This is a genomic window from Agrobacterium vitis, assembly GCF_014926405.1.
In the GTDB taxonomy this organism is placed as follows: Bacteria; Pseudomonadota; Alphaproteobacteria; order Rhizobiales; family Rhizobiaceae; genus Allorhizobium; species Allorhizobium vitis_H.
In genome coordinates, this window is the sequence record NZ_JACXXJ020000003.1 from 797755 (window position 1) to 817970 (window position 20216).

At 57.5% G+C, this 20216-nt stretch carries 16 protein-coding genes; 7 read left to right on the plus strand and 9 right to left on the minus strand.

Annotation, left to right across the window (positions count from 1 at the left end; translation table 11 throughout):
- Positions 1-21: 21 nt before the first annotated feature.
- A complete protein-coding gene (locus IEI95_RS05005; RefSeq protein ID WP_194416085.1) occupies positions 22-702 on the minus strand; it encodes an EthD domain-containing protein in 681 nt (226 codons plus the stop codon).
- Positions 699-1871 carry an alpha/beta hydrolase family protein gene (locus IEI95_RS05010; RefSeq protein ID WP_194416087.1) on the minus strand — a complete coding sequence of 391 codons (1173 nt, stop codon included), beginning with the start codon at positions 1869-1871 and terminating at the stop codon, positions 699-701. Before IEI95_RS05010 ends, IEI95_RS05005 begins: the two co-directional genes overlap by 4 nt.
- 232 nt (positions 1872-2103) lie before the next feature.
- Here IEI95_RS05010 and IEI95_RS05015 point away from each other — a divergent pair, with 232 nt between their 5' ends.
- Positions 2104-3060, plus strand: coding sequence for a LysR substrate-binding domain-containing protein (locus IEI95_RS05015; protein WP_194416089.1), 957 nt, complete (start codon positions 2104-2106; stop codon positions 3058-3060).
- Positions 3061-3142: 82 nt separating this feature from the next.
- Here the strand turns inward: IEI95_RS05015 and IEI95_RS05020 are convergent, their stop codons facing one another.
- The 3 genes from IEI95_RS05020 to IEI95_RS05030 all read right to left on the minus strand — a co-directional run bounded on the left by IEI95_RS05020 (position 3143) and on the right by IEI95_RS05030 (position 8570).
- Positions 3143-6343: an efflux RND transporter permease subunit gene (locus IEI95_RS05020; RefSeq protein WP_194416091.1), complete on the minus strand. Its 3201-nt coding sequence runs from the start codon at positions 6341-6343 to the stop codon at positions 3143-3145.
- 180 nt (positions 6344-6523) lie between these two features.
- Positions 6524-7714 (minus strand): efflux RND transporter periplasmic adaptor subunit, encoded by a 1191-nt coding sequence (locus IEI95_RS05025; RefSeq protein WP_194416094.1) that lies wholly within the window; start codon positions 7712-7714, stop codon positions 6524-6526.
- A gap of 58 nt (positions 7715-7772) precedes the next feature.
- Positions 7773-8570 carry an alpha/beta hydrolase fold domain-containing protein gene (locus tag IEI95_RS05030; RefSeq protein ID WP_194416264.1) on the minus strand — a complete coding sequence of 266 codons (798 nt, stop codon included), beginning with the start codon at positions 8568-8570 and terminating at the stop codon, positions 7773-7775.
- A 219-nt stretch (positions 8571-8789) separates the two neighbouring features.
- Between IEI95_RS05030 and IEI95_RS05035 the strand changes: the two genes are divergently transcribed.
- The 3 genes from IEI95_RS05035 to IEI95_RS05045 all read left to right on the plus strand — a co-directional run bounded on the left by IEI95_RS05035 (position 8790) and on the right by IEI95_RS05045 (position 12060).
- The gene (locus IEI95_RS05035; RefSeq protein ID WP_194416096.1) at positions 8790-9701 is read left to right on the plus strand and encodes a LysR family transcriptional regulator; all 912 of its coding nucleotides are present in this window, start codon (positions 8790-8792) and stop codon (positions 9699-9701) included.
- 273 nt (positions 9702-9974) lie between these two features.
- Positions 9975-11147, plus strand: coding sequence for an acyl-CoA dehydrogenase family protein (locus tag IEI95_RS05040; protein WP_194416098.1), 1173 nt, complete (start codon positions 9975-9977; stop codon positions 11145-11147).
- Between the two features lie 364 nt (positions 11148-11511).
- Positions 11512-12060 carry a flavin reductase family protein gene (locus IEI95_RS05045; protein WP_194416100.1) on the plus strand — a complete coding sequence of 183 codons (549 nt, stop codon included), beginning with the start codon at positions 11512-11514 and terminating at the stop codon, positions 12058-12060.
- A gap of 154 nt (positions 12061-12214) precedes the next feature.
- Here the strand turns inward: IEI95_RS05045 and IEI95_RS05050 are convergent, their stop codons facing one another.
- The 3 genes from IEI95_RS05050 to IEI95_RS05060 form a co-directional block, all read right to left on the minus strand.
- Positions 12215-12682, minus strand: a complete 468-nt coding sequence (locus IEI95_RS05050; protein ID WP_012653833.1) for an RrF2 family transcriptional regulator — start codon at positions 12680-12682, stop codon at positions 12215-12217.
- Between the two features lie 269 nt (positions 12683-12951).
- Positions 12952-14142: an FMNH2-dependent alkanesulfonate monooxygenase gene (gene ssuD, locus IEI95_RS05055; protein ID WP_156532651.1), complete on the minus strand. Its 1191-nt coding sequence runs from the start codon at positions 14140-14142 to the stop codon at positions 12952-12954.
- A gap of 25 nt (positions 14143-14167) precedes the next feature.
- The gene (locus IEI95_RS05060; protein ID WP_194416101.1) at positions 14168-15133 is read right to left on the minus strand and encodes an aliphatic sulfonate ABC transporter substrate-binding protein; all 966 of its coding nucleotides are present in this window, start codon (positions 15131-15133) and stop codon (positions 14168-14170) included.
- 382 nt (positions 15134-15515) lie between these two features.
- Here IEI95_RS05060 and IEI95_RS05065 point away from each other — a divergent pair, with 382 nt between their 5' ends.
- The 3 genes from IEI95_RS05065 to IEI95_RS05075 are packed head-to-tail and all read left to right on the plus strand — an operon-like array spanning position 15516 to position 18200.
- Positions 15516-16484, plus strand: a complete 969-nt coding sequence (locus tag IEI95_RS05065; RefSeq protein ID WP_194416103.1) for an aliphatic sulfonate ABC transporter substrate-binding protein — start codon at positions 15516-15518, stop codon at positions 16482-16484.
- Positions 16485-16524: 40 nt separating this feature from the next.
- Positions 16525-17367: an ABC transporter permease subunit gene (locus IEI95_RS05070; protein ID WP_234934164.1), complete on the plus strand. Its 843-nt coding sequence runs from the start codon at positions 16525-16527 to the stop codon at positions 17365-17367.
- A gap of 5 nt (positions 17368-17372) precedes the next feature.
- Positions 17373-18200 carry an ATP-binding cassette domain-containing protein gene (locus tag IEI95_RS05075; RefSeq protein ID WP_194416106.1) on the plus strand — a complete coding sequence of 276 codons (828 nt, stop codon included), beginning with the start codon at positions 17373-17375 and terminating at the stop codon, positions 18198-18200.
- A 397-nt stretch (positions 18201-18597) separates the two neighbouring features.
- Here the strand turns inward: IEI95_RS05075 and IEI95_RS05080 are convergent, their stop codons facing one another.
- Positions 18598-20079 (minus strand): FAD/NAD(P)-binding protein, encoded by a 1482-nt coding sequence (locus tag IEI95_RS05080; protein WP_194416108.1) that lies wholly within the window; start codon positions 20077-20079, stop codon positions 18598-18600.
- Positions 20080-20216: the final 137 nt, after the last annotated feature.

Genomic DNA, 20216 nt, shown 5'->3' on the forward strand with positions numbered 1-20216 from the left:
TTCCTTCATAACGTCTGGCATTTATTTTGCGAGGTCTAGGTGACCAGCGTGGAGAACATATTCGCGGGCAATGGTCAGGCTAAAGCTGGTATCGCCGGGGCGAAGCCCGTTGATGGCGTCGCGGCAGGCTTTTGTGAAGGCGACGCCAGCACCCTCATTCGGCAGCCAATATTCGTCGATGGCTGCGACCGGGCCGGGAAACAATGGCGTGTTGCGGGAATATCCGAGCAATCCGTGAGAAGCCGTATCGATCACATCCAAAACAGCATGGACGTCTGGCGTTTCGCCAAACCAGGCCAGGAATACTTTCACGGCACCTTCACGCGACTGCACCGGAATGATTATCTCTTCCGAGTAGGGTAAGCCGATCAGAGTGGCGTCATCGACCATTTCCGGCTCATCGGGCTTGAGATATTGCAGATAGAACGGCGTCTCGCGTGACGCCTTCAACCCTGCCAGATCCTGAGCCCAGACCTCGGTGACGAAATCCACGCCAATTGCCAGTGCCTTGACCTGCGGCTCACCGCCAAAATAGACACCATCGAACGCATGGTTCTGAACATAGCGCTTTGGCGCGTTCATTGGATCAAGGGCAATATAATCCAGCACGATCTTGCCGTGATGGTCCTTCATATGCGTGCGGTGCTCGGCAAGCGTCTGACCCAAACGACGACGGCCGCAGATCATGAGTTTGATGGTCATGGTGTTTTCCTAACTGCGATGCGTCCGCCCAGGACCTCTGCTACCCAGTCGGCAATATAGGCACCGGCATTTGCCGAATTATCAAAGCTGGAATGCTGGATGCCTCCAGTACGCTCGTCGAAAATCTTCAGTTCGCGGTTGGGACTATTGACCAGTTGGTCATAGGTGGCATGAGCCCATTGCAGGGGAATCTGGCTATCTTTTTCACCGTGAGTGACAAGGAAAGGCACATGAATTCGATCCAGAATGCCATTGAGATGAACCTTTTCGGCAATCTCCATGAAGTCGTCCATGTCCTTGGCACCCCAGACCCACATGACATGGCTCCAGTAATGAGGAACGGGGAGATTGCCCTCACGGGCGAGGCGCTTTTTCTGAACATCGCGCCAATCGTGATTGGCACCCCAGACAACACCGCAGGCAAAGCGTGGTTCGAAGGCGACAGCACGGGGGCAATAGTAACCGCCAAGTGAAACGCCTTCCATGCCAATCCGCTTGGCATCGATATCCGGCTGACCTTCCAGCCAATCGACCACACGGCTCGCCCAGTGCTCGCTGTCATAACGGGCCGTCAGTCCTTGAAGGCGCAGGGCTTCCCCCGTACCCGGCTGATCGACGATCAGCGAAGCGACGCCGCGCTTGGCAAGCCACACCGGCAACCCAACCAAAAGCTTCATTTCCTTGGTACTGTCGAGACCATTGACCTGGACCAGAAGCGGTGCGGCACCTTCGACACGTTCGGCGGGTACGTAAAGAGCGGACAGATGCTTGCCCTCATAGGGAATCTCAACCCGGCGACAGGACGAGCCGGAAAGCTTCAAACCCTTTTCGAACGCATCCAGAAAGCGCTTGTACAAGGCTACCCGGCCCTCAGAACCATGGGCAAGCAACCGTTCCGCAGTCAGCATGTAATTGGCGGCGCGGATCAGCTTGTCACCCGCAGAAATCAACCTGCCCTTGGCTTCGTCTTCCTCGGCGAGGGACACCAGCTTGTCCGCCATCTTGATCCAGGTCTCGCGGAACGCTTGTGTCCCGGCGGCGTCCGGCGCCTTGGCCGCCTCCTGCAATGGGGCGCACATTTCTTCGATCTCGCCCATCCGGGCACCCATCTCGATCGACAGATCGACAGACAGGTTCCAGACATAATTGGTCGGAAAATACTTAAACATCGGGTCTCCTCGAACTCGCCTCCTCGGGCGATTTAGGCGATGGGAGAACCGCGCTGCCAGCGTTAAGGCCAAGCAACGATATTTCCTCCCTGACCCAAGATGTACTGAAGAAAAACTCGTTTACAAAATTGCATTGATGAATGATTTGTATTTTTAAAATAAATACATGAATCGATTGATCCCCCGATAATTTGGCTGGTTATTCGAGGGATTCCTTGGGAGGGGGACAATCATGCGCTTCAAGAATCTGGACCTTAATCTGCTGGTGGCGCTCGACACGCTGATCAGGGTTCGCAATGTCAGCCGGGCCGCAGACGAAATGTTCATCACCCAATCGGCGATGAGCAACGCACTTGGGCGCTTGCGCGATTATTTCGACGATCCGCTGCTGATTCAGGTCGGGCGATCCATGGAATTGTCGCCGCTCGCCGCCTCATTGGAGCTGCCCTTGCGCGACATTATCGTGCGCATCGAGGCGGCCGTCGTTTCGACGCCGTCCTTCATTCCCCATGAATCGACACGCAGTATCAACCTCATCGTGTCTGACTATACCCTCAATACGATCATGCCGCCGTTTCTTCGGCAGGTGTCGGCGCTGGCCCCGGGTGTGCAAATCCATTTCCAACCACAACAAAACTATCCCCATCTCCTTCTCGAGCGCGGAGAAGCGGATCTATTGGTGGCGCCAAGCGATTTTTGCTCGACCAATCACCCATCGGAACCTTTCCTGGAAGACCAGATCTGTTGCGTGGTGGATGCGGACGGGCCGCTGGCACAAGGGCCTATGACGGAAAATGATTTTCTTGCCGCAGGTCATGTGGTGATGCAGCCGCCCAATGGCGGAGAGACCTTTGCCCAACGCGCCTGCGACAAGCTCGGCCTGAAGATCAAGGTGGAGGCTTCAACCTTTTCCTTTTCATCCCTGCCCTTCCTTATCCGTGGCTCGAAACGCATTGCCATGGTTCAACGCAGCCTGGCGGAATGCATGCTCAATCTGGGCGGTATCCGCATCATGGACCCGCCTTTCCCTCTGCCACCATTACTACAGTGCCTGCAATGGCACAGCTATCGCACCCGCGATCCCGCACTGGTCTGGTTCCGATCCCAGATGCACGAGGCAGCAGCGAGAGTTCGTCAGGAAAAAATGGAGCCCGATCGGCATAAGGAGCATGACATCCTTTCCGGCTGATCGCTGTCGTCGAACCGTAAAAATAGAACATAAACAGCGACGTGCCGCTGCGCCTCAGAAGCGCAACGGCACTTCGTTTGCCTTACTCGGCCGCCATACGCATTGGCCTGTCATTGTCCTGCTCATGGTCATCGTGGTTATGCTGCACCAGCGGACGATTGCCAGCCAGTTTGCGGATCAGCACGTAAAAGACCGGCGTCATGAAAATGCCGAAGACCGTCACGCCAATCATGCCGGAAAACACCGCAATACCCATGGCCGCACGCATTTCGGCCCCAGCACCGGTTGAGGTGACCAGCGGTACGACGCCCATGATGAAGGCCATGGATGTCATCAGGATTGGGCGCAGACGCAAGCGGCTGGCCTCGATAGCCGCCTGAACCGGGGTCCTGCCTTCAAATTCCAGCTCCCGCGCAAATTCGACGATCAGGATGGCGTTTTTGGCTGAGAGCCCGACAAGCACGATCAGGCCGATCTGGGTGAAGATGTTATTGTCTCCTCCGGTCAGCCAGATCCCGGTCAGTGCAGCCAATACGCCCATCGGTACGATCATGATGATCGCCAAAGGCAGAGTCAGGCTTTCGTATTGCGCGGCAAGCACAAGATAGACCAGCAGCAAAGCGAGTGGAAACACCAGGAAGCCCGAGCTTCCCGCCAGGATTTGCTGGTAGGTCAGATCGGTCCATTCATAGCCGATGCCTTTCGGCAGTACATCAGCTGCGATCTTTTCAATTGCCGCCTGTGCTTGACCGGATGAGAATCCGGGTGCCGGCCCCCCATTGATATCAGCAGCCAGAAAGCCGTTATAGCGGTTGGTGCGTTCCGGCCCCGTTGTCGGATCGACCCGCAGCAGCGCAGACAGCGGGATCATCTGGCCCGATGCGGAGCGCACCTTTAACTGACCAATATTGTCGGGCGTGGCCCGAAACTTGGCATCGGCCTGGGCGCGAACGCTGTATGTTCGGCCAAAGGCATTGAAGTCATTGACATAGAGTGAGCCCAGATAGATTTGCAGGGTTTGGAACACATCGGTAACGGAAACACCGAGCTGTTCTGCCTTGGCGCGATCAAGATCGGCATAGAGCTGCGGCACATTGATCTGGAAGCTGGAAAACAGGCCAGTCAGCTCCGGTGTTTGATAGGCCTTGGCCAGAAACGCTTTGGTGGCTTCGTCCAGCGCCTGATAGCCCAATCCAGCCCGGTCTTCCAATTGCAGCTTGAAACCGCCGGTCGTGCCGAGACCCTGGACGGGCGGCGGCGGGAACATAGCGATGAAGGCATCCTGGATGGAGGAAAACTTCTGGTTCAGCTGCATGGCAATCGCCCCACCGGACAGATCAGGCGTCTTGCGCTGGTCGAAATCCTTCAGGGTCACAAACACGATGCCGGCATTGGAGGAATTGGTGAAGCCATTGATCGACAGGCCCGGAAAAGCGATGGCGTGCGCCACGCCCGGCTGGGCAAGCGCAATGTCGCTCATCCGCTTGATCACATCTTCCGTACGGTCAAGGCTGGCGGCATCCGGCAATTGGGCAAAACCGATCAGATATTGCTTGTCCTGTGCCGGCACGAACCCGCCCGGAACAGCATTGAACAGGCCATAGGTGGCGCCAGCCAGGGCCAGATAAACCACCATGACGATGCTTTTGCGTGAGAGAAGACCGCCGACGCTTTTTCCGTAAGCATTGGAGCCAGCGCCAAAGACACGGTTAAAACCTCTGAAAAACCAGCCAAGCATGAAATCCAGGCCGCGCGTCAGCCGGTCCTTCGGTGCGTGGTGTCCCTTCAGAAGCAGAGCGGCAAGCGCCGGTGACAGGGTCAGCGAATTCAGCGCCGAGATCACGGTCGAAATGGCGATGGTCAAGGCGAACTGGCGGTAGAACTGGCCCGACAGACCGGAAATGAAGGCCAGCGGCACGAAGACCGCCACCAGAACCAGGGCGATGGCGATAATCGGCCCCGACACTTCCTTCATGGCACGGTAGGTCGCCTGACGGGGCGACAGGCCGTTTTCGATATTGCGCTCGACATTTTCGACAACGACGATGGCATCATCCACGACGATGCCGATGGCCAGAACCAGTCCGAACAGGCTGAGGGCGTTGATAGAAAAGCCGAAGGCATACATCACGGCAAATGTGCCGATGATCGACACCGGAACCGCGATCAGCGGAATGATCGACGCCCGCCAGGTCTGGAGGAAGAGGATGACGACCAGCACGACCAGCGCCACGGCTTCCAGCAGGGTATCGACTACTTTCTCGATGGAAGACCGGACGAATTTGGTGGTGTCGTAGACGATTTCGTATTTCACGCCTTCTGGCATGGCCAATTGCAGCTCATCCATCGTCCTCACCACTTCATCGGAAATGGTGATGGCATTGGAGCCGGGCGCCTGGAAAACAGGAATGGCGACTGCGGCCTTGCTGTCCAGCAGGGAGCGCAGTGCGTAATCGGAAGCGCCAAGCTCGACGCGGGCGACATCGCGCAATCGGGTGATCTGGCCGTTTGCACCGCTCTTGACGATGATATTGCCAAAATCCTCTGGCGTTTGCAGCCGCCCCTGTGCGTTGACATTCAGCTGTACGTCAACCCCCGGCAGGCTTGGCGACCCACCGATGATACCGGCAGCGGCCTGGACATTCTGCGCGCGGATGGCAGTGGTAATATCGCTGGCCGCCAAGCCATGTTCGGCCGCCTGCTGCGGATCGATCCAGATACGCATGGAATAATCGCCGGAGCCAAAGATTTGAACTTGGCCGACACCCGCAATCCGGGCGAGCCGGTCCTTGATGTTCAGGACGCCGTAATTGCGCAGGTAGGTAATGTCATAGCGATTGTCTGGGGAGATCAGGTTGACGACCATCATCAGATCGGGAGAGCTTTTGACCGTGGTCACGCCGAGGCTCTTAACCTCTTCCGGCATACGCGGTTCGGCCTGCGACACCCGGTTCTGCACCAGTTGCTGGGCCTTATCGGGGTCGGTGCCGAGTTTGAAGGTCACAGTCAGCGTCATCACGCCGTCCGAGGTCGCCTGGCTCGACATGTAAAGCATGCCTTCGACACCATTGATCTGCTCTTCCAGCGGCGTCGCCACAGTTTCGGCAATCACCTTCGGATTGGCGCCGGGATAAGTGGCCCGCACGACAATCGACGGCGGTACGACATCGGGATATTCGGAAATCGGCAGCGACCGCATGCCGATCAACCCGGCCACGACGATCAGCACCGACAGCACCCCGGCAAACACCGGGCGGTCGACAAAAAATCGGGAAATGTTCATTTCAAAGCCCTCTCCGGCGTGAAACAACTCCGCCCTCGGACAAAAGCGATGTTTCGTCCGGCAAACGGTGGATATGGATATGACAGTCCTGCCCGGCGGCCTTGGCTGCCGGGAGGATATTGGACCTGACGAGTGTTCGCAGCTTACGGACGAGGCATCAGGTCGATGCGCAGGCTATGCTTACTTCGACGCCGCGAGCTTTTCTTCCGGCTGCGGTGCAACGACCGCGCCCGGTTTGATGCGTTGCAGACCGTTGACGACGATCGTATCGCCAGCAGCAAGCCCGCTTTCCACCACACGCTGGCCTTCGGCCACGGCGCCCAACTGGATCTGGCGGTAATTCACCTTGTTATCGGCATCGACCACGAAAACGAATTTCTTGTCCTGATCGGTACCAATCGCCCGTTCGCTGACCAGAATCTTGTTTTCCGGCACGGGTTGTCCCATGCGCACCCGCACGAACTGGCCTGGGATAAGCCTGCCGCCCGGATTGTCGAAGACGGCGCGCACGCCAATCGTACCACTGGCAGCATCGACTTGGTTGTTGATCAATTGCAGCTTGCCTTTGATCGGCGTGCCGTCATCGGCCAAAGTACCGATTTCAACGGGAATGCGGTCAATGTCGGCCAAGGCCGCCCCGGTTTGCGGCAGTTGCGAAAGAGCCTTGGCCACCAACTGTTCACTGACATTGAAGCTGGCATAGATCGGATCGACTGACACCAGCGTGGTCAGGACAGAGGACGACGAACCCGAGGCCACCAGATTGCCTGCAGTAACCTCAAGCTTACCGACGCGACCGGAAACCGGGGCGCGCACCTGGGTATAATCCAGCTCCAGTTGAGCCGATTGCAGCTGTGCTCTGGCGGTTCCCATAGCGGCTTGAGCCTGCGTAAAGCTATTGCGGCGCTGGTCCATGTCGCTTTGCGAGATCGTGCTGTTGCCCGATAGTTTCAAGCCGCGATCCAGTTCGATCCTGGCAAGATCGACCTTGGCTTCAGCGGAAGCGAACTGGCCTTCCGCCTGATCGACAGCGGCCTGATACGGGGCGGGATCGATGGTGAACAGCAGATCGCCTGCCTTGACCAGCGCGCCCTCTCGGAAATGGACGGATTGGATGGCTCCGCCGACCCGTGGCCGCACATCGACCCGTTCAACGGCCTCGAGACGGCCGGAAAACAGCTCCCAGCGGGTGAAATTCCGGCTGGAAACCTTGGAAACCGTGACCGGCACGGCAGGAACCGGTGCAGCCGCAGAGGCAGCCGTCGCTGCACCGCTCATCGGCAATTGAAGAACCACGGATACGGCTGAAATGGACACAACAAGGCCCAGGCCGGCGCCCATAAGGGCCCAGCGTTGTTTTCTGGATGACATTGGCAATCTCCTTGCGGCCCCCACAGGCCGCCATTGTTCATTCAGGTTTCACGACATTCTAGCGAATGCTGATCTGTTTAACGAAGTCTTCGAACTGGCTTTCAAGCTCAGGCTCCCATGCCGATGCATGGATATGTTGACCGCCATAGATGGATGACCAGCCCTTTCCGGAAGACAGGATCTGGCTACAGGTTTTAACGCCTGCCTGTTTCAGGCTTTGCGCGAACGCAAGACTTTCATCACGCAGCGGATCATCCTCAGCGCTCAAAACCAAAGCAGGCGCGACGCCAGCGAGACGCGAACAGAGGCAAGGTGCCGCATAAGGATGGCATCCGCCACCGCTCAGATAACGGCTCCAGCCTTCCGCCCAGCGCTCCCGCATGCCGATGGCTTCAGCTTCACGGATGGACGCCGTCCCCATGAATGGATCGAGCAGCGGCGACAGCAGGATCTGGCCGTCAAGTTGGTCAGCGAAATGGTCACGTGCCTTCAGCGCGACGCTGGCTGCAATATTACCACCCGCCTCAACGCCTGCCAGCAACAGCAGTGATTTACGGTCGCCAAGCCCAGCACGCTTGTTGGCGAGATAGGAGAAAATCGAAAAGCCCACCTCAAGCGGACTGGGGAAGACCGGCCCGAGCGGCGCGTTGTAGTCCGGCACCACCACGATAGCGCCGGTCCTCGCCAGACAGGCCGCAACCGAATTGTCCACCACGCCGGATGCCATGAAGGCACCTGCGTGAAAGAACAACACGACCGGCGGCCCCTTGCCATATTCGGCACCCTGATAGACACGCGCCGACACCGGCCCGACGGCCAGCTTGTCCAGCACCATATCTTTCACTTGTACCGGCATTGGCACCGACATTGCTTCGACTTCCTTAAGCCCCCATTTTCGGGACCCCTAATTTTCTCTGGTCCGACCAGCAGTCACCGAGACGAGATATGATATGCACGCTTGCAATTTCATGTAAAATCTATTGTTATTCGCCAATCGGAACAAGCTGACGTTTTCTTACTACACTGTTCGTATTTTCGAATAATAGTGCAACGCACATCAACAAGGCCAACTCCCATGGACCAGCTCTCGGCAATGCGTGCCTTTATTCGCGTGGTGGAAACCGGCAACTTTACGCGTGCGGCTGAACGGCTTGATATGCCGAAGGCAACGGTCACCAATCTTATTCAGGGGTTGGAAGCCCATTTACAAACCAAACTGCTCAACCGCACCACTCGTCGTGTCATGGTGACGACGGACGGGGCCTTGTATTATGAGAGAGCGGTTCAGATCGTTTCGGAACTGACTGAGCTGGACGAAAGTCTTTCCAATGCGCAAAGCACACCCCGCGGACGTTTGCGTGTCGAAATGTCCGGCGCCTTTTCCGACTGGATTGTCGTGCCGTCCCTCTGCGACTTTCATCAGAAATTTCCAGATATGCACATCGATCTCGGCGTCAGCGACCGGATGGTCGATTATCTTGCCGAAAACGTCGATTGCGCCTTGCGGGCCGGGACGCCCTCCGATCAGTCACTGATCGCCAGACGGGTTTGCGACGTAGAAATGATCACCTGCGTCGCACCCCGCTACATCGAAAAATTCGGCATCCCGGCCCATCCGCGCGATCTGGAAAACCACCACTACTGCGTGAACTATTTCAGCAGCAACAATAGCCGGAAAATGCCGTTCACGTTCAAAAAGGACAAGGAAGAGCTGGAGATCAGCGCCCGCTACATCGTGTCGGTCAACGATAGCCGCACATATATGACCTGCGCCCAGAACGGCCTTGGCATCGCGCCGATTCCCCGGTTCATGGCCGCCAGCCTCATCGCATCGGGCGAATTGGTGCAAGTGCTGGCGGATTGGAGGCGTGAGCCGCTTCCTCTCTACATCGTCTATCCGCCAAACCGGCATTTGAGCAACAAGGTCCGGGTTTTCGTTGATTGGCTGGTAAAACTCCTGCTCGAAGCCAGGCTCAATGAGGGCTGAAACAACGACGTCACAGACCCCACAAGCCTTTGAAAAGGAAACTATACAAAATCTATCGATATGATAATATCGTTTATTGCCCACCTGTTTGGCGGGCTGCGGCTCTCGTGAAGCGGGAAGACACGTCACTAGAGCGTTTCTGCCCTACATGTCATCGCAGTAACGCTCTAACTCTTTGTTTTTACGCATTTCCGGACGGAAAACCGGTTTCCACTTTTCCTGGAAATGCTCTTGTCCGGAATTTCGAAATCGAGACAAAAGGGAGATGCCGTCATGGGAACATTCTCGCCCGTTTTCGACCGACTGGCTAGACCAGTTGCCTTCATCAAAGCCGAAGACGAAGCCCTTGGCTGTGCGCATCTCCTGGCCGAAACTGCAGTGTCGGCAGATGACGGGTCCTATGAAAAAACAATCCTCGACCATCTGCTCAGGTCGGGGCTACTCGGCATTTCCGTCTCGACCGATTACGGCGGGATCGACGTTTCGAATGTGTTGTTATCGACCATTTGCTGTGTTTTGGCAAAGGCTTGCCCCACATTGGGGGCTATGCTTGCGGGCCATTATAGTGCATTGGAGCTGTTGCGCAGCCATGGCAGCGAAGCGCAGAAATCCTATTTCTTTGCTGCCGCACTGGCAGGCATGCGTCTGGCACGCGTCAAAGCACCGTCTGCGGCAAGCCTGAAAGACAGGGGCCTGCACCTTTCCTATAACGGACTTGGCTGGTCATTGAATGGCACCGGCATGGCGTCACCGAACGCTACTTCTGCCGATTGGATCATGGTTTCCGTCCATGACCAGGTTGAAGAGCCAGCCCATCTGTTTTTCCCTGGGGGAACGGCGACGATGACGCCGATCGCCAATTCCCTTTCAGACAAAAGCCAGCCGGATCGAGGTGAACCGGTGCTGTTTCGCGACCAGAGAGGAGAAAAGGACGGGCAATTGCAGACCCGCCGTCCGGCACAGGGGCCGGATGTGCCTCAGGCCATGGAGCTGCTTTTGCAGGCAGCGGTGGAACTAGGGAGAGGCAAAGCTGCGTTCAGCCAATTGTTCGGAAGCCCGGTATTGGCCCCCTCTCATCTGCCTGATGACACGTTCGAACCCGATTTTGACCCATCAAAAACCGGCGCCATCGCCGATGCCGCCCTGCGATTGGCAACAGCCGAAGCCGTGATCGAGAAAGCCGCCAGCGCCATCGATGCCGCCCAGATCGGCACACAGGACCGGCATCGACATACCGCCTTCCTGATCGCATCGGCAGCCAATGCAGCCGCCGTAGAAGCCTCGACAATCGCTCAGTCTGTCGCAGCGGACCCACGCTTTGCACATGCAACCACGCCTCTTGGCGGTGTCGAGTTCCAAAGTGCTGAAGCCGCTATCATCGTTTCGCTTTTGCGCAAAGGCACACTTGGCTTGAGCGGTTTTTCAGATGATGATTCCAACGGATAACTTGCCGATGAATGCTGCCAGCAGTTTGCATTAGAGCATTTCCGGACGCAAACCCGCTGCGCACTTTTGCTGAAAATACTCTCGGAAAAGTGGACTCCGGTTTTCGTGAAAAGACAACTGAAGCCAAGAGAAGTGAGAGCCCATCTGGTTCAGTCCAAATCTGATAGGTTCTCCCGTTTATAGCACATTATGTCGGCAGCATGTCGGCCTTGAAAGGTTTACGGGTCAAGGAATGCAAAATACCGCCATTTTTTAGAATTTTCTTCTCATAATTTAATCTATTGAAATTATGGATTACTTTGACAAAAGAGCCGTGAGATTCCATTTTGACCGGCAGGAAAAGACAGCCAATTGGAGATTGCTCATGACGATCCTCACCATGCCGCGCAAGGACGCCAACGCTACGCCCTATCCGCAGCCGTCCGTCGATCCGGGTCTGCTGAAATCGGCCATGCGCCACGTCAGCGGCCAGGTTTCGGTGATCACGGCGGGCCAGGGGCCAGAGCGCACGGGTGCAACAGTCACCTCCGCCACCGCTTTGTCGGTCGATCCTCCAACGGTTATCGTCAACATAAACCGGACCTCTTCCAGCTATCCGGTGATCCAGAAATATGGTCATTTCGGCCTCAACATCCTTGCGAGCCATGACGAGCCTGTCGCCAATCGTTTTGCCGGCGTTGGGGGGCTGAAGGGAGAGGCCCGCTATGACGGGTCAAATTGGATCGTTGGGCCTAGCGGCGCGTCGCTGTTGGTCGGCGCGCTCGCCGCAATCGACTGCGAAGTGGAAGAGATCATCGACCGCCATAGCCACGGCATCATCATTGGCCGGGTCATTTCGATCCAGCTCGGCGAAGGCAACCCACTGGCCTATCAGAACGGCCGTTACGGCAATTTCACACCGATTTTGGGCTGACATTGCGGCCAAAGCAAAAAATCAGCCTGCCGGATTATTCAGATCCGGCAGGCTGATTTCTGTATTCGACGGACATGTTTCATACTAGAGGTCTGCCGTAGCGCTTTACATCTGCTGCATAATTTTAGCCATAAATCCAAGCCGATTTAAGGAATTATGCAGTAGCGCGCTTTTCCTGCTGCTCATCCTGCGTCAGCTCATTCAGGCTTGGCGTAGCGACGAATTGTTCCAGAGTCATATTATCGAGAATAGCCGCGATGGCGTCCCGCACCTGGGTCATCGACCGCCGGACCTGACAGTTGACCGGGTCGGCGCAATCGTCGCAAGCTTCAAAAGCAGTGCGGCTGGCACAACGGATCGGCGCAAGCGGCCCATCCAGCAGGCGAATGGCGTGTCCAATACGGATTTCGCTGGCGGGATGCGACAAGGAGTAACCGCCGCCCGGGCCTTTTTTCGACCGCAGGATGCCACCATTGCGCAATTCGAGCAGAATGGTGTCGAGAAACTTCTTCGGAATGTTGTTTCTGAGCGCAATCTCGCTGATGAACGCTGTTTCACCCGGTCCAAGCTGAGCCAGATCCACCAGCGCTTTCAAACCGTATTTGCCTTTTTTCGTCAGCATGACTGTCTGCTTTCCCAACATTCCGGGCCGACAAATCTCGGCCCCATCCGCATTTCACCATGGCAATAAAGCCAAACTACAGCGTGAACTTTAAAAACATATAAAAATTATGTATTTCATATTCAAGCTTTGCCGCAAGGGATTGTGGCTGGCAAACGTCAGATCGACCGACGTTTCACCGCCGTTCGTTGCATGGAAGCATCAAAAAAGGCAACACCGCCCCGGCTTAATCCGGAGCGGCATGGCGCATGAGCGACAATTAAAGGGTGTCAGGAGCCGGAAACGACCCGGAAACCACCGGAATGGCCTCCGCCGGCAAAGACTTTCGAATCGGCGAAGTCGCTGTGCTTAATGTCGTTTTCATTCGACCTGCCCAGACCAAGCTTCGGAAACAGCAGTTCCGCCACACGGTAGGCTTCCTCCAGATGCGGATAGCCGGAGCCGATCACCGTATCAATGCCGATGGCCTGATATTCCCGCAGGCGCTCCGCCACCGTTTCCGGCGAACCAACCAGGGCCGTACCGGCCCCTGCCCGCACCAGCCCCACCCCGGCCCACAGATTGGGCGAGACTTCGAGTTTGTCGCGGCGGCCATTATGCAATTCGGTCATGCGGCGTTGGCCGACAGAATCGGATTCCTTGGCAAAGCGGGCCTGGGTTTCGCGGATGGTTTCATCCGACAGTTTCGAGATTAGCTTGTCTGCGGCGGCCCAGGCCTCTTCGTCGGTTTCACGGACGATGAAGTGCAGACGGATGCCAAAGGAGACATCCCGCCCGCTGCGGGCAGCGGCAGCGCGCACAGCCTCCACCTTTTCCTTGACCTGCGCTGGCGGCTCGCCCCAGGTCAGGTATTTGTCGACGCGACGGGCGGCAAAGTCGATCCCGGCGTCCGACGAGCCGCCGAAATAGAGCGGCGGACGTGGCGATTGCACCGGCGGGAAGCCTAGGCGCGCACCTTCGGCGCGAATATATTTGCCATTCAGGTCGGCATGGCCCTTGCTCAGAAGATCTTCCCAGACGGTGAAAAACTCGTCGGCATGGGCATAGCGTTCGTCATGGGAGACGAAAATACCGTCACCCGCCAATTCCGAAGGGCTGCCGCCGACAACGATATTCAGCAGCGTGCGGCCGTTCGAGACCCGGTCCAGGGCGACCGCCAACCGCGCGTAATAGGCGGGCGACGCCGTGCCAGGGCGAATGGCGACCAGAAATTTCAGTTTCTGCGTATGGGCGGCCAACGACGCCGCCGTGACGAAGGATTCCTCACAGGCGACCCCGGTTGGCAGCAATACGCCGTAATAGCCGAGCCGGTCGACAGCGCTGGCTATCTCACGCAGATAGCCGTGATCGACCGGGCGGGTCAGATCGTTGGAGCCGAGATAGGTGCCGTCACCCGACGTGGGGATGAACCAGAGAAAATCGATGGGCCGCGCATTTTGCGCATTGGACGTTTTAGACATGGACAAGTCCTTTCATGAAAATGGTTCAGCTGGCCTTCGGGCGCCAGACGATCTCGGCGATCTTCAAAGGCTTCGGCAGAATTTGCAGGGCGTGAAACTCGTCGGCCAAGGCCTGCTGATAGGCGATGGCTTCATCGTTCAGGGTAGAAACGCTACCGAGATCGGCGCCGGGCCGGGTCAGCACGGTCTTTGTCGTGTCGCGCGGCACGCCAGTGATTTCCGAAAGCGCGGTGATCGTCTCATCCAGATGGCTCTGCGCCCAAACGCCGGTCTTGCGCAATTCATCGATCACATCGGTGATCACCTCCGGGTTTTTACTGGTGAAATCACCATTGCCGAAATAAAAGCTCCAGCTGTCGACAATACCGCTGGCGGTCGTCAGCACCCTGGCATTAGGATCGGTCTCGGCCACCGCAAAATAGGGGTCCCAGATTGCCCAGGCATCGACATTTCCGGATTTGAATGCCGCCCCCGCATCGGCAGGCGACAGATCCGCAGCCTTGACATCTGATGGCGTCAATCCGGCCGTTTTCAGCGCCTTGACCACGAAATTGTGGGCGCTCGAGCCGCGCTTGAAGGCAAGCTTCTTTCCCTTGAGATCGGCAATCGACTGGATCGGCGAATCCTTATGGACAAGCAATGCCGTGCCGGAGGGTGCTCCCTTGTACGTGCCGACATAAAGAAGATTGCCGCCCGCCGCCTGAGCAAACAGTGGTGGCACATCGCCTGTCGGACCGAAATCGAGCGCACCGGCACCCAGCGCTTCCAGAAGCGGCGGGCCTGAGGTAAATTCAGCCCAGGTCACAGTGACGCCGCGTGCAGCCAGACGCTTTTCCAGCGCGCCTGTGCGCTTGGCCAGCGCCAGCACTCCATTCTTCTGCCAACCGATCCGCAATGTCGTGGTTGCCGCCTGGGCGGTACGGATTGCCGGCAAGGCGAGAATGGTGCTGGCAGCGCCAAGCAAGCCAAGGGTCTGTCTGCGGTTGATCATCAGCGGTCTCTTTCTTCGGTCTGTCGCATTCGTCAGGCCTATATGATGATTTAGTCTATGGAATTTGTAAGCAATATTTTTCGCTTTATGGACGATTGCGGAAATTTCCTGCCGCCATTTTACCGTCTTCAGGGGTCGGAATTTCGTCTCTTCTGAAGATGCGGAGACTGAAGTCAGCCACGGGGGTCGGTTTTCGCCGGCCCAGGCCCAACCCACATGAGGGCATCATCGCCGAACGCCCCAACCCGGAAAACTGTCGAATGAGGAAAAATGTTTTCGCTGTTCGTGGAATATTGATCGAATTTATCTCCATTATTTCCATAGACAATATACTCTAACCTAAGGCGCGATCGCCCGGAATCGAGTTTTCAAGAGACGTAACATGACAGAATTGACCCGCCGCCTGTTAATGACAGGTGCCCTTGGCTCCCTCGCCTTCTCCCTGACGCTTGGCGCTGCATTTCGCGCTCGGGCCGAAGGACTGGGTACCTTGAAAATCGGCTACCAGAAAACAGGTCTGCCCGTCATCGCACGCCAGCAGGGCGTGATCGAAGCCGCTCTCAAATCGCAGGGGACCTCGGTATCCTGGGTGGAGTTCGCCGCCGGGCCGCCGCTGGTCGAGGCCTTGAATGTCGGCTCCGTCCATGTCGGTTGGACAGGAGATGCGCCGCCAATTTTCGGTCAGGCATCCGGTGCAGCCATTGTCTATGCTGCGGCGCTGCCACCAAATGGCAAGGGCGAAGGCATCGTCGTCAAGGCCAGTTCCGGCATCAAGGATCTGGCCGGTCTCAAAGGCCGCAAGGTCGCGGTCGGAAAAGGCACCAGCGCCCATAACCTCGTCGTGGTTGCCCTGGAAAAGGCCGGGATCGGCTTTGACGAGATCACCCCGGTCTATCTGGGTCCTGCTGATGCGGCGGCAGCCTTTGCCAGCGACAAGGTGGACGCCTGGGCCGTCTGGGACCCGTTCCTGGCGATTGCCGAGACCCGATATGATCTGGTGACGCTCGCCCGCTCCAGCGACGTGCTTGACGTCAAAACCTATTTTCTCGCCAATCGCGACTTTGCAGCAAGCCATCCCGACACATTGGCGACCGTATTGAAGGCGCTCACTGTTGCAGCGGAATGGTCCGCCAACAATCGCAATCAATTGGCCGCCGCCCTGCATGACATTACCGGCGTGCCGCTCAATGCTCAGACTTTGGCTGCCAACCGGGCTGAGTTCGGCATTTTCAAGATTACCGACGAGATCGTCGCGACCCAGCAAGAGACGGCAGACCGTTTCTTCCGGCTCGGCCTGATCCCGAAGAAAATCAACATCAAAGACGCTGTGTGGGTTGCGCCAACCAACTGAAGACCCAGGCAACTGAAGATAATGATCCGGAGTTGAAGCGATGCAGAATTCAAACATCAGACAAGATGCCGGACATGCACCCTCGCTGGGACTTGCATGGTTCGGGGCTGGCCTTTCACGGCTAGCTGGCAACAGCATCGGCTGGGCGTTGCCTTTGCTGATCCTGATTGCCTGGGAAGCATCGTCGCGCGCTGGATTGTTGCAGCAAAACGTGCTGCCAGCACCGTCTGCCGTCGCAGAAGCCTTCTGGCGGCTGACATTATCGGGGGAGTTGCCAAACAATATCGGCGTCAGCACCGTACGGGCGTTGGCCGGTTTTGCCATTGGTGGCGGCATTGGTTTCGCACTCGGTCTGCTCAACGGCCTGTCGGCCCTTAGCCGCGGCATTACCGATACGACCTTGCAGATGGTGCGCAATATTCCCCATCTGGCACTGATCCCGCTGGTCATCCTGTGGTTTGGCATCGATGAGGAGGCCAAGCTCTTTCTTGTCGCGCTTGGCGTGTTTTTCCCGATCTATGTCAACACCTTGCTGGGTATCCAGAGCGTCGATCCGCAACTGGTGGAAATGGGCCGTCTCTACGGCATGAAGCCTTCCCGGCTGTTTCGCAAGGTGATCTTGCCGGGCGCCCTGCCCGCGATCTTTGCCGGACTGCGCTATGGTCTTGGCATCATGTGGCTGACGCTGATCGTCGCGGAAACCATCGCCGCCTCTTCCGGCCTCGGTTACATGGCCATGCAGGCGCGTGAGTTCCTGCTGATCGACGTGGTTGTTCTTTCCATTCTCATCTATGCGCTGCTCGGCAAACTGGCGGATCTGCTTGCCCGTTTCCTGGAGCGCGTGTTCCTGCAATGGCATCCGGCCTACCAGACAGCGAGGTAAGACCCATGACCGCAACAACAGTAACGCGGCTTCGGCCAGTTCAGGAAGCACATCCTGCAACAAGACAGGAACAGGCATCCCAACCGGTGCTAGCCAGCGCCCGCCCGGCGTTTTCCTTCCGCAATGTCCGAAAGAGTTTCGGGACACAGACTGTACTGGATGGCATAAACCTCGATGTCGCAGAAGGAGAGTTTCTGGCGATCATCGGCAAGAGCGGCTGCGGCAAAAGCACCCTGCTGCGGTTGCTGGCTGGGCTGGACAAGCCAAGTGCCGGCGAACTTGTCCATCATGCCGACAAGAGCGATGCTGCCCGGGTTCGAATGATGTTTCAGGAACCGCGTCTTCTTCCCTGGGCAAAGATCGACGACAATGTCGCCGTCGGACTGACCGGAATTGCCAAGGGCAAGGAAGCGCTTTCGGCGGCCCGCGCCCTGTTGGAAGAGGTCGGCCTTGGCGCACGGGCCAGCGAATGGCCCTCCGTTCTCTCAGGCGGCCAGAAACAGCGCGTCGCGCTGGCCCGCGCCTTGGCGGCGCATCCGCATATCCTGGCCCTTGATGAACCACTGGGCGCGCTCGATGCGCTGACCCGGATCGAAATGCAGCAATTGCTGGAACGAATCTGGCAAAAGCAACGGTTCACGGCGGTACTGGTCACCCATGACGTGTCTGAGGCCGTCGCCCTCGCTGATCGGATCGTCGTCATCGACGCCGGACGTATCGCGCTTGATCTCAAGGTTGCATTGCCACGCCCACGGCGGCACGCCACGGCGGAATGCGCAGCAATCGAAGCACAGATATTGGAGAAACTGCTGGGAGACGCGGCCCCCGCATAAAGAGAATACCAGCCCGGCATCGATGCGACCGGGCTGGCAAACCAGAATATTGTTGCGCTCTACAACGCCGTGTACGTTATATGGCGCGCCACAATAAGCGACGCAAACGTTTTGATGCGTGGCTCACCCCCCTCTGCCTTGCCAGGCATCTCCCCCTCGTGGGGGGAGATCGCAAGCAGCAGGCTTCTCGCCCTGTATTTTACCCGCCTTCTATTGATAGTCGGTAGTTTTCTGAAAAAGGCGGTTCAGACGATCTGATCTCCCCCCTTGAGGGGGAGATGTCCGGCAGGACAGAGGGGGGTAAACGGCACACCAAAACGTGGGCGTCGTGTCCTGTAAAGGCGCTCAAAGATTCTCAGTAGCGCTTTCCTCCTCAAATCTACGCTGATTTAAGGAATTATGCAGTAGCGCTGCGGCTAACCAAGACGGCATTGGCGATACGATCTGCCACCAGTTCGGCCTGGCGGGAGACTTCCGGGACGCCCATAAGCTCGCCAAACGTACCGCGTGCCAGCGGGCCTGCGATAAACATATCCGCTTGCGGTCGCCCACCGATAGCAATGGCCCGACCGGTCTCATCACAGGCGATACCGAGCCCATAAGCATCGGCCTGGAGGTGGCCCGTGCTTTCCAGCGTCAACAACATCGACTGCGATTTTAGGACACTGGCATGATCGGGGCCTGTTGCCAGCACCACCCAGTCGAACAATTTCCGCTCCACCAGCCCGGTGGAGGCGACCACGAGATCAATGGCGATGGTCTCGATACCCCGCTCGATCTTGATCATCCGGCCTGAGGCAAGCGTCAGACTGCCTTCAGCCAACCGCTGCTGCCAAATGGCTTGTGTCTGGGGTGGCAGCCGGTAGCGATGCACGTCCCAAAGACGGCGGGCGTGGCGCAACAGCCGTTTTCGTTCCGTCGTATTGAGACGCGCCCAAATGGTCTGGCCCTGTTTGCGCAGGGCATCGGTCACCGCATGCCAGGTGACGCCATGGGCCTGCGCATCGGACACCGCACGCCGCACGGCACGTATCAACGACCTTACCGAGCGACAATCATCCTCGCTGAACGAGCAAGACCAATCCTGGGGCTGAAGAGTATGGCCGCGGGACGACATGCCGCGCCTTGAAAAGGCGGTGATCTCGCCGCGATGGCCGCGAGCGCTTAAACTGGCGACAATATCCGCTGCCGTCAGGCCCATGCCGACCACCAGAATCCGATCCGTCGCACGGACACCGCAAAGGCTCTGGCCCGCGACGGGATTGGTAAGGAAGCGTGGATGACCTTGCAGGGCTGATTGCAATGCCCGCGGTGCCTTTGGAGCCGGGTGGGTAGCCGCCATGACGACGATATCGGCCTCGATCCAGGCACCCAAATTGCCGGTCACCAACCAGCGGCTCCCGATCCGGGTCACGCTTTCCACCGTCTCCCGGATGTGCTGAATCCTACCCTCTTCAAGATAAGGCGCCATCCGCTCCGCCATGAAACGACCGAAGGCTTCACGGCGGGCAAACACCTGCGTGGCATCACTGCCTGTGCATTCGACCTGCGCGTCAGGATCGTCCGCAAGCGCGCCAGATTGCCGTAACCACTCGGCAAAGGCGAGTGGCTCCCTAGCATCGGCTATCATCCGGTTTGCTTCAACATTGAGACGAAGTGCCGGATCTTCCGTATCATAGGCAAGACCAGCCCCCAGCGCGGCTCTCGGCTCAAATACCAGAATTTGCAGATCCTCGTCCTGCCGCTCCGCCAGAAACCGCGCTACCGAAGCGCCGGCAAACCCTCCACCGACAATAACGACTGTCTTGCGGGCAGTCGAAATGCTGCTTTTCGCTTGGTAAGCCCCCAAGTGAGAAACCCCTGAAATAAACTGGAGCATGATGCCCTCCATCAAGCGGCCTTCAGGATAGCCATACAGGCATGCCCTGAGTGCCTGTTGAATTTGCCAGTCCTCGACTCCTGCCACTGCGCATTGACTATAAAATATATAGATTAAATTGAAGGATGTCCACTGGA

Excerpts from the sequence above, each read along its gene's own strand:
- IEI95_RS05005 (WP_194416085.1), bottom strand. The coding sequence starts at position 702 with ATGACCATCAAACTCATGATCTGCGGCCGTCGTCGTTTGGGTCAGACG.
- IEI95_RS05010 (WP_194416087.1), bottom strand. The coding sequence starts at position 1,871 with ATGTTTAAGTATTTTCCGACCAATTATGTCTGGAACCTGTCTGTCGAT.
- IEI95_RS05015 (WP_194416089.1), top strand. The coding sequence starts at position 2,104 with ATGCGCTTCAAGAATCTGGACCTTAATCTGCTGGTGGCGCTCGACACG.
- IEI95_RS05020 (WP_194416091.1), bottom strand. The coding sequence starts at position 6,343 with ATGAACATTTCCCGATTTTTTGTCGACCGCCCGGTGTTTGCCGGGGTG.
- IEI95_RS05025 (WP_194416094.1), bottom strand. The coding sequence starts at position 7,714 with ATGTCATCCAGAAAACAACGCTGGGCCCTTATGGGCGCCGGCCTGGGC.
- IEI95_RS05030 (WP_194416264.1), bottom strand. The coding sequence starts at position 8,570 with ATGCCGGTACAAGTGAAAGATATGGTGCTGGACAAGCTGGCCGTCGGG.
- IEI95_RS05035 (WP_194416096.1), top strand. The coding sequence starts at position 8,790 with ATGGACCAGCTCTCGGCAATGCGTGCCTTTATTCGCGTGGTGGAAACC.
- IEI95_RS05040 (WP_194416098.1), top strand. The coding sequence starts at position 9,975 with ATGGGAACATTCTCGCCCGTTTTCGACCGACTGGCTAGACCAGTTGCC.
- IEI95_RS05045 (WP_194416100.1), top strand. The coding sequence starts at position 11,512 with ATGACGATCCTCACCATGCCGCGCAAGGACGCCAACGCTACGCCCTAT.
- IEI95_RS05050 (WP_012653833.1), bottom strand. The coding sequence starts at position 12,682 with ATGCTGACGAAAAAAGGCAAATACGGTTTGAAAGCGCTGGTGGATCTG.
- ssuD (WP_156532651.1), bottom strand. The coding sequence starts at position 14,142 with ATGTCTAAAACGTCCAATGCGCAAAATGCGCGGCCCATCGATTTTCTC.
- IEI95_RS05060 (WP_194416101.1), bottom strand. The coding sequence starts at position 15,133 with ATGATCAACCGCAGACAGACCCTTGGCTTGCTTGGCGCTGCCAGCACC.
- IEI95_RS05065 (WP_194416103.1), top strand. The coding sequence starts at position 15,516 with ATGACAGAATTGACCCGCCGCCTGTTAATGACAGGTGCCCTTGGCTCC.
- IEI95_RS05070 (WP_234934164.1), top strand. The coding sequence starts at position 16,525 with ATGCAGAATTCAAACATCAGACAAGATGCCGGACATGCACCCTCGCTG.
- IEI95_RS05075 (WP_194416106.1), top strand. The coding sequence starts at position 17,373 with ATGACCGCAACAACAGTAACGCGGCTTCGGCCAGTTCAGGAAGCACAT.
- IEI95_RS05080 (WP_194416108.1), bottom strand. The coding sequence starts at position 20,079 with ATGCTCCAGTTTATTTCAGGGGTTTCTCACTTGGGGGCTTACCAAGCG.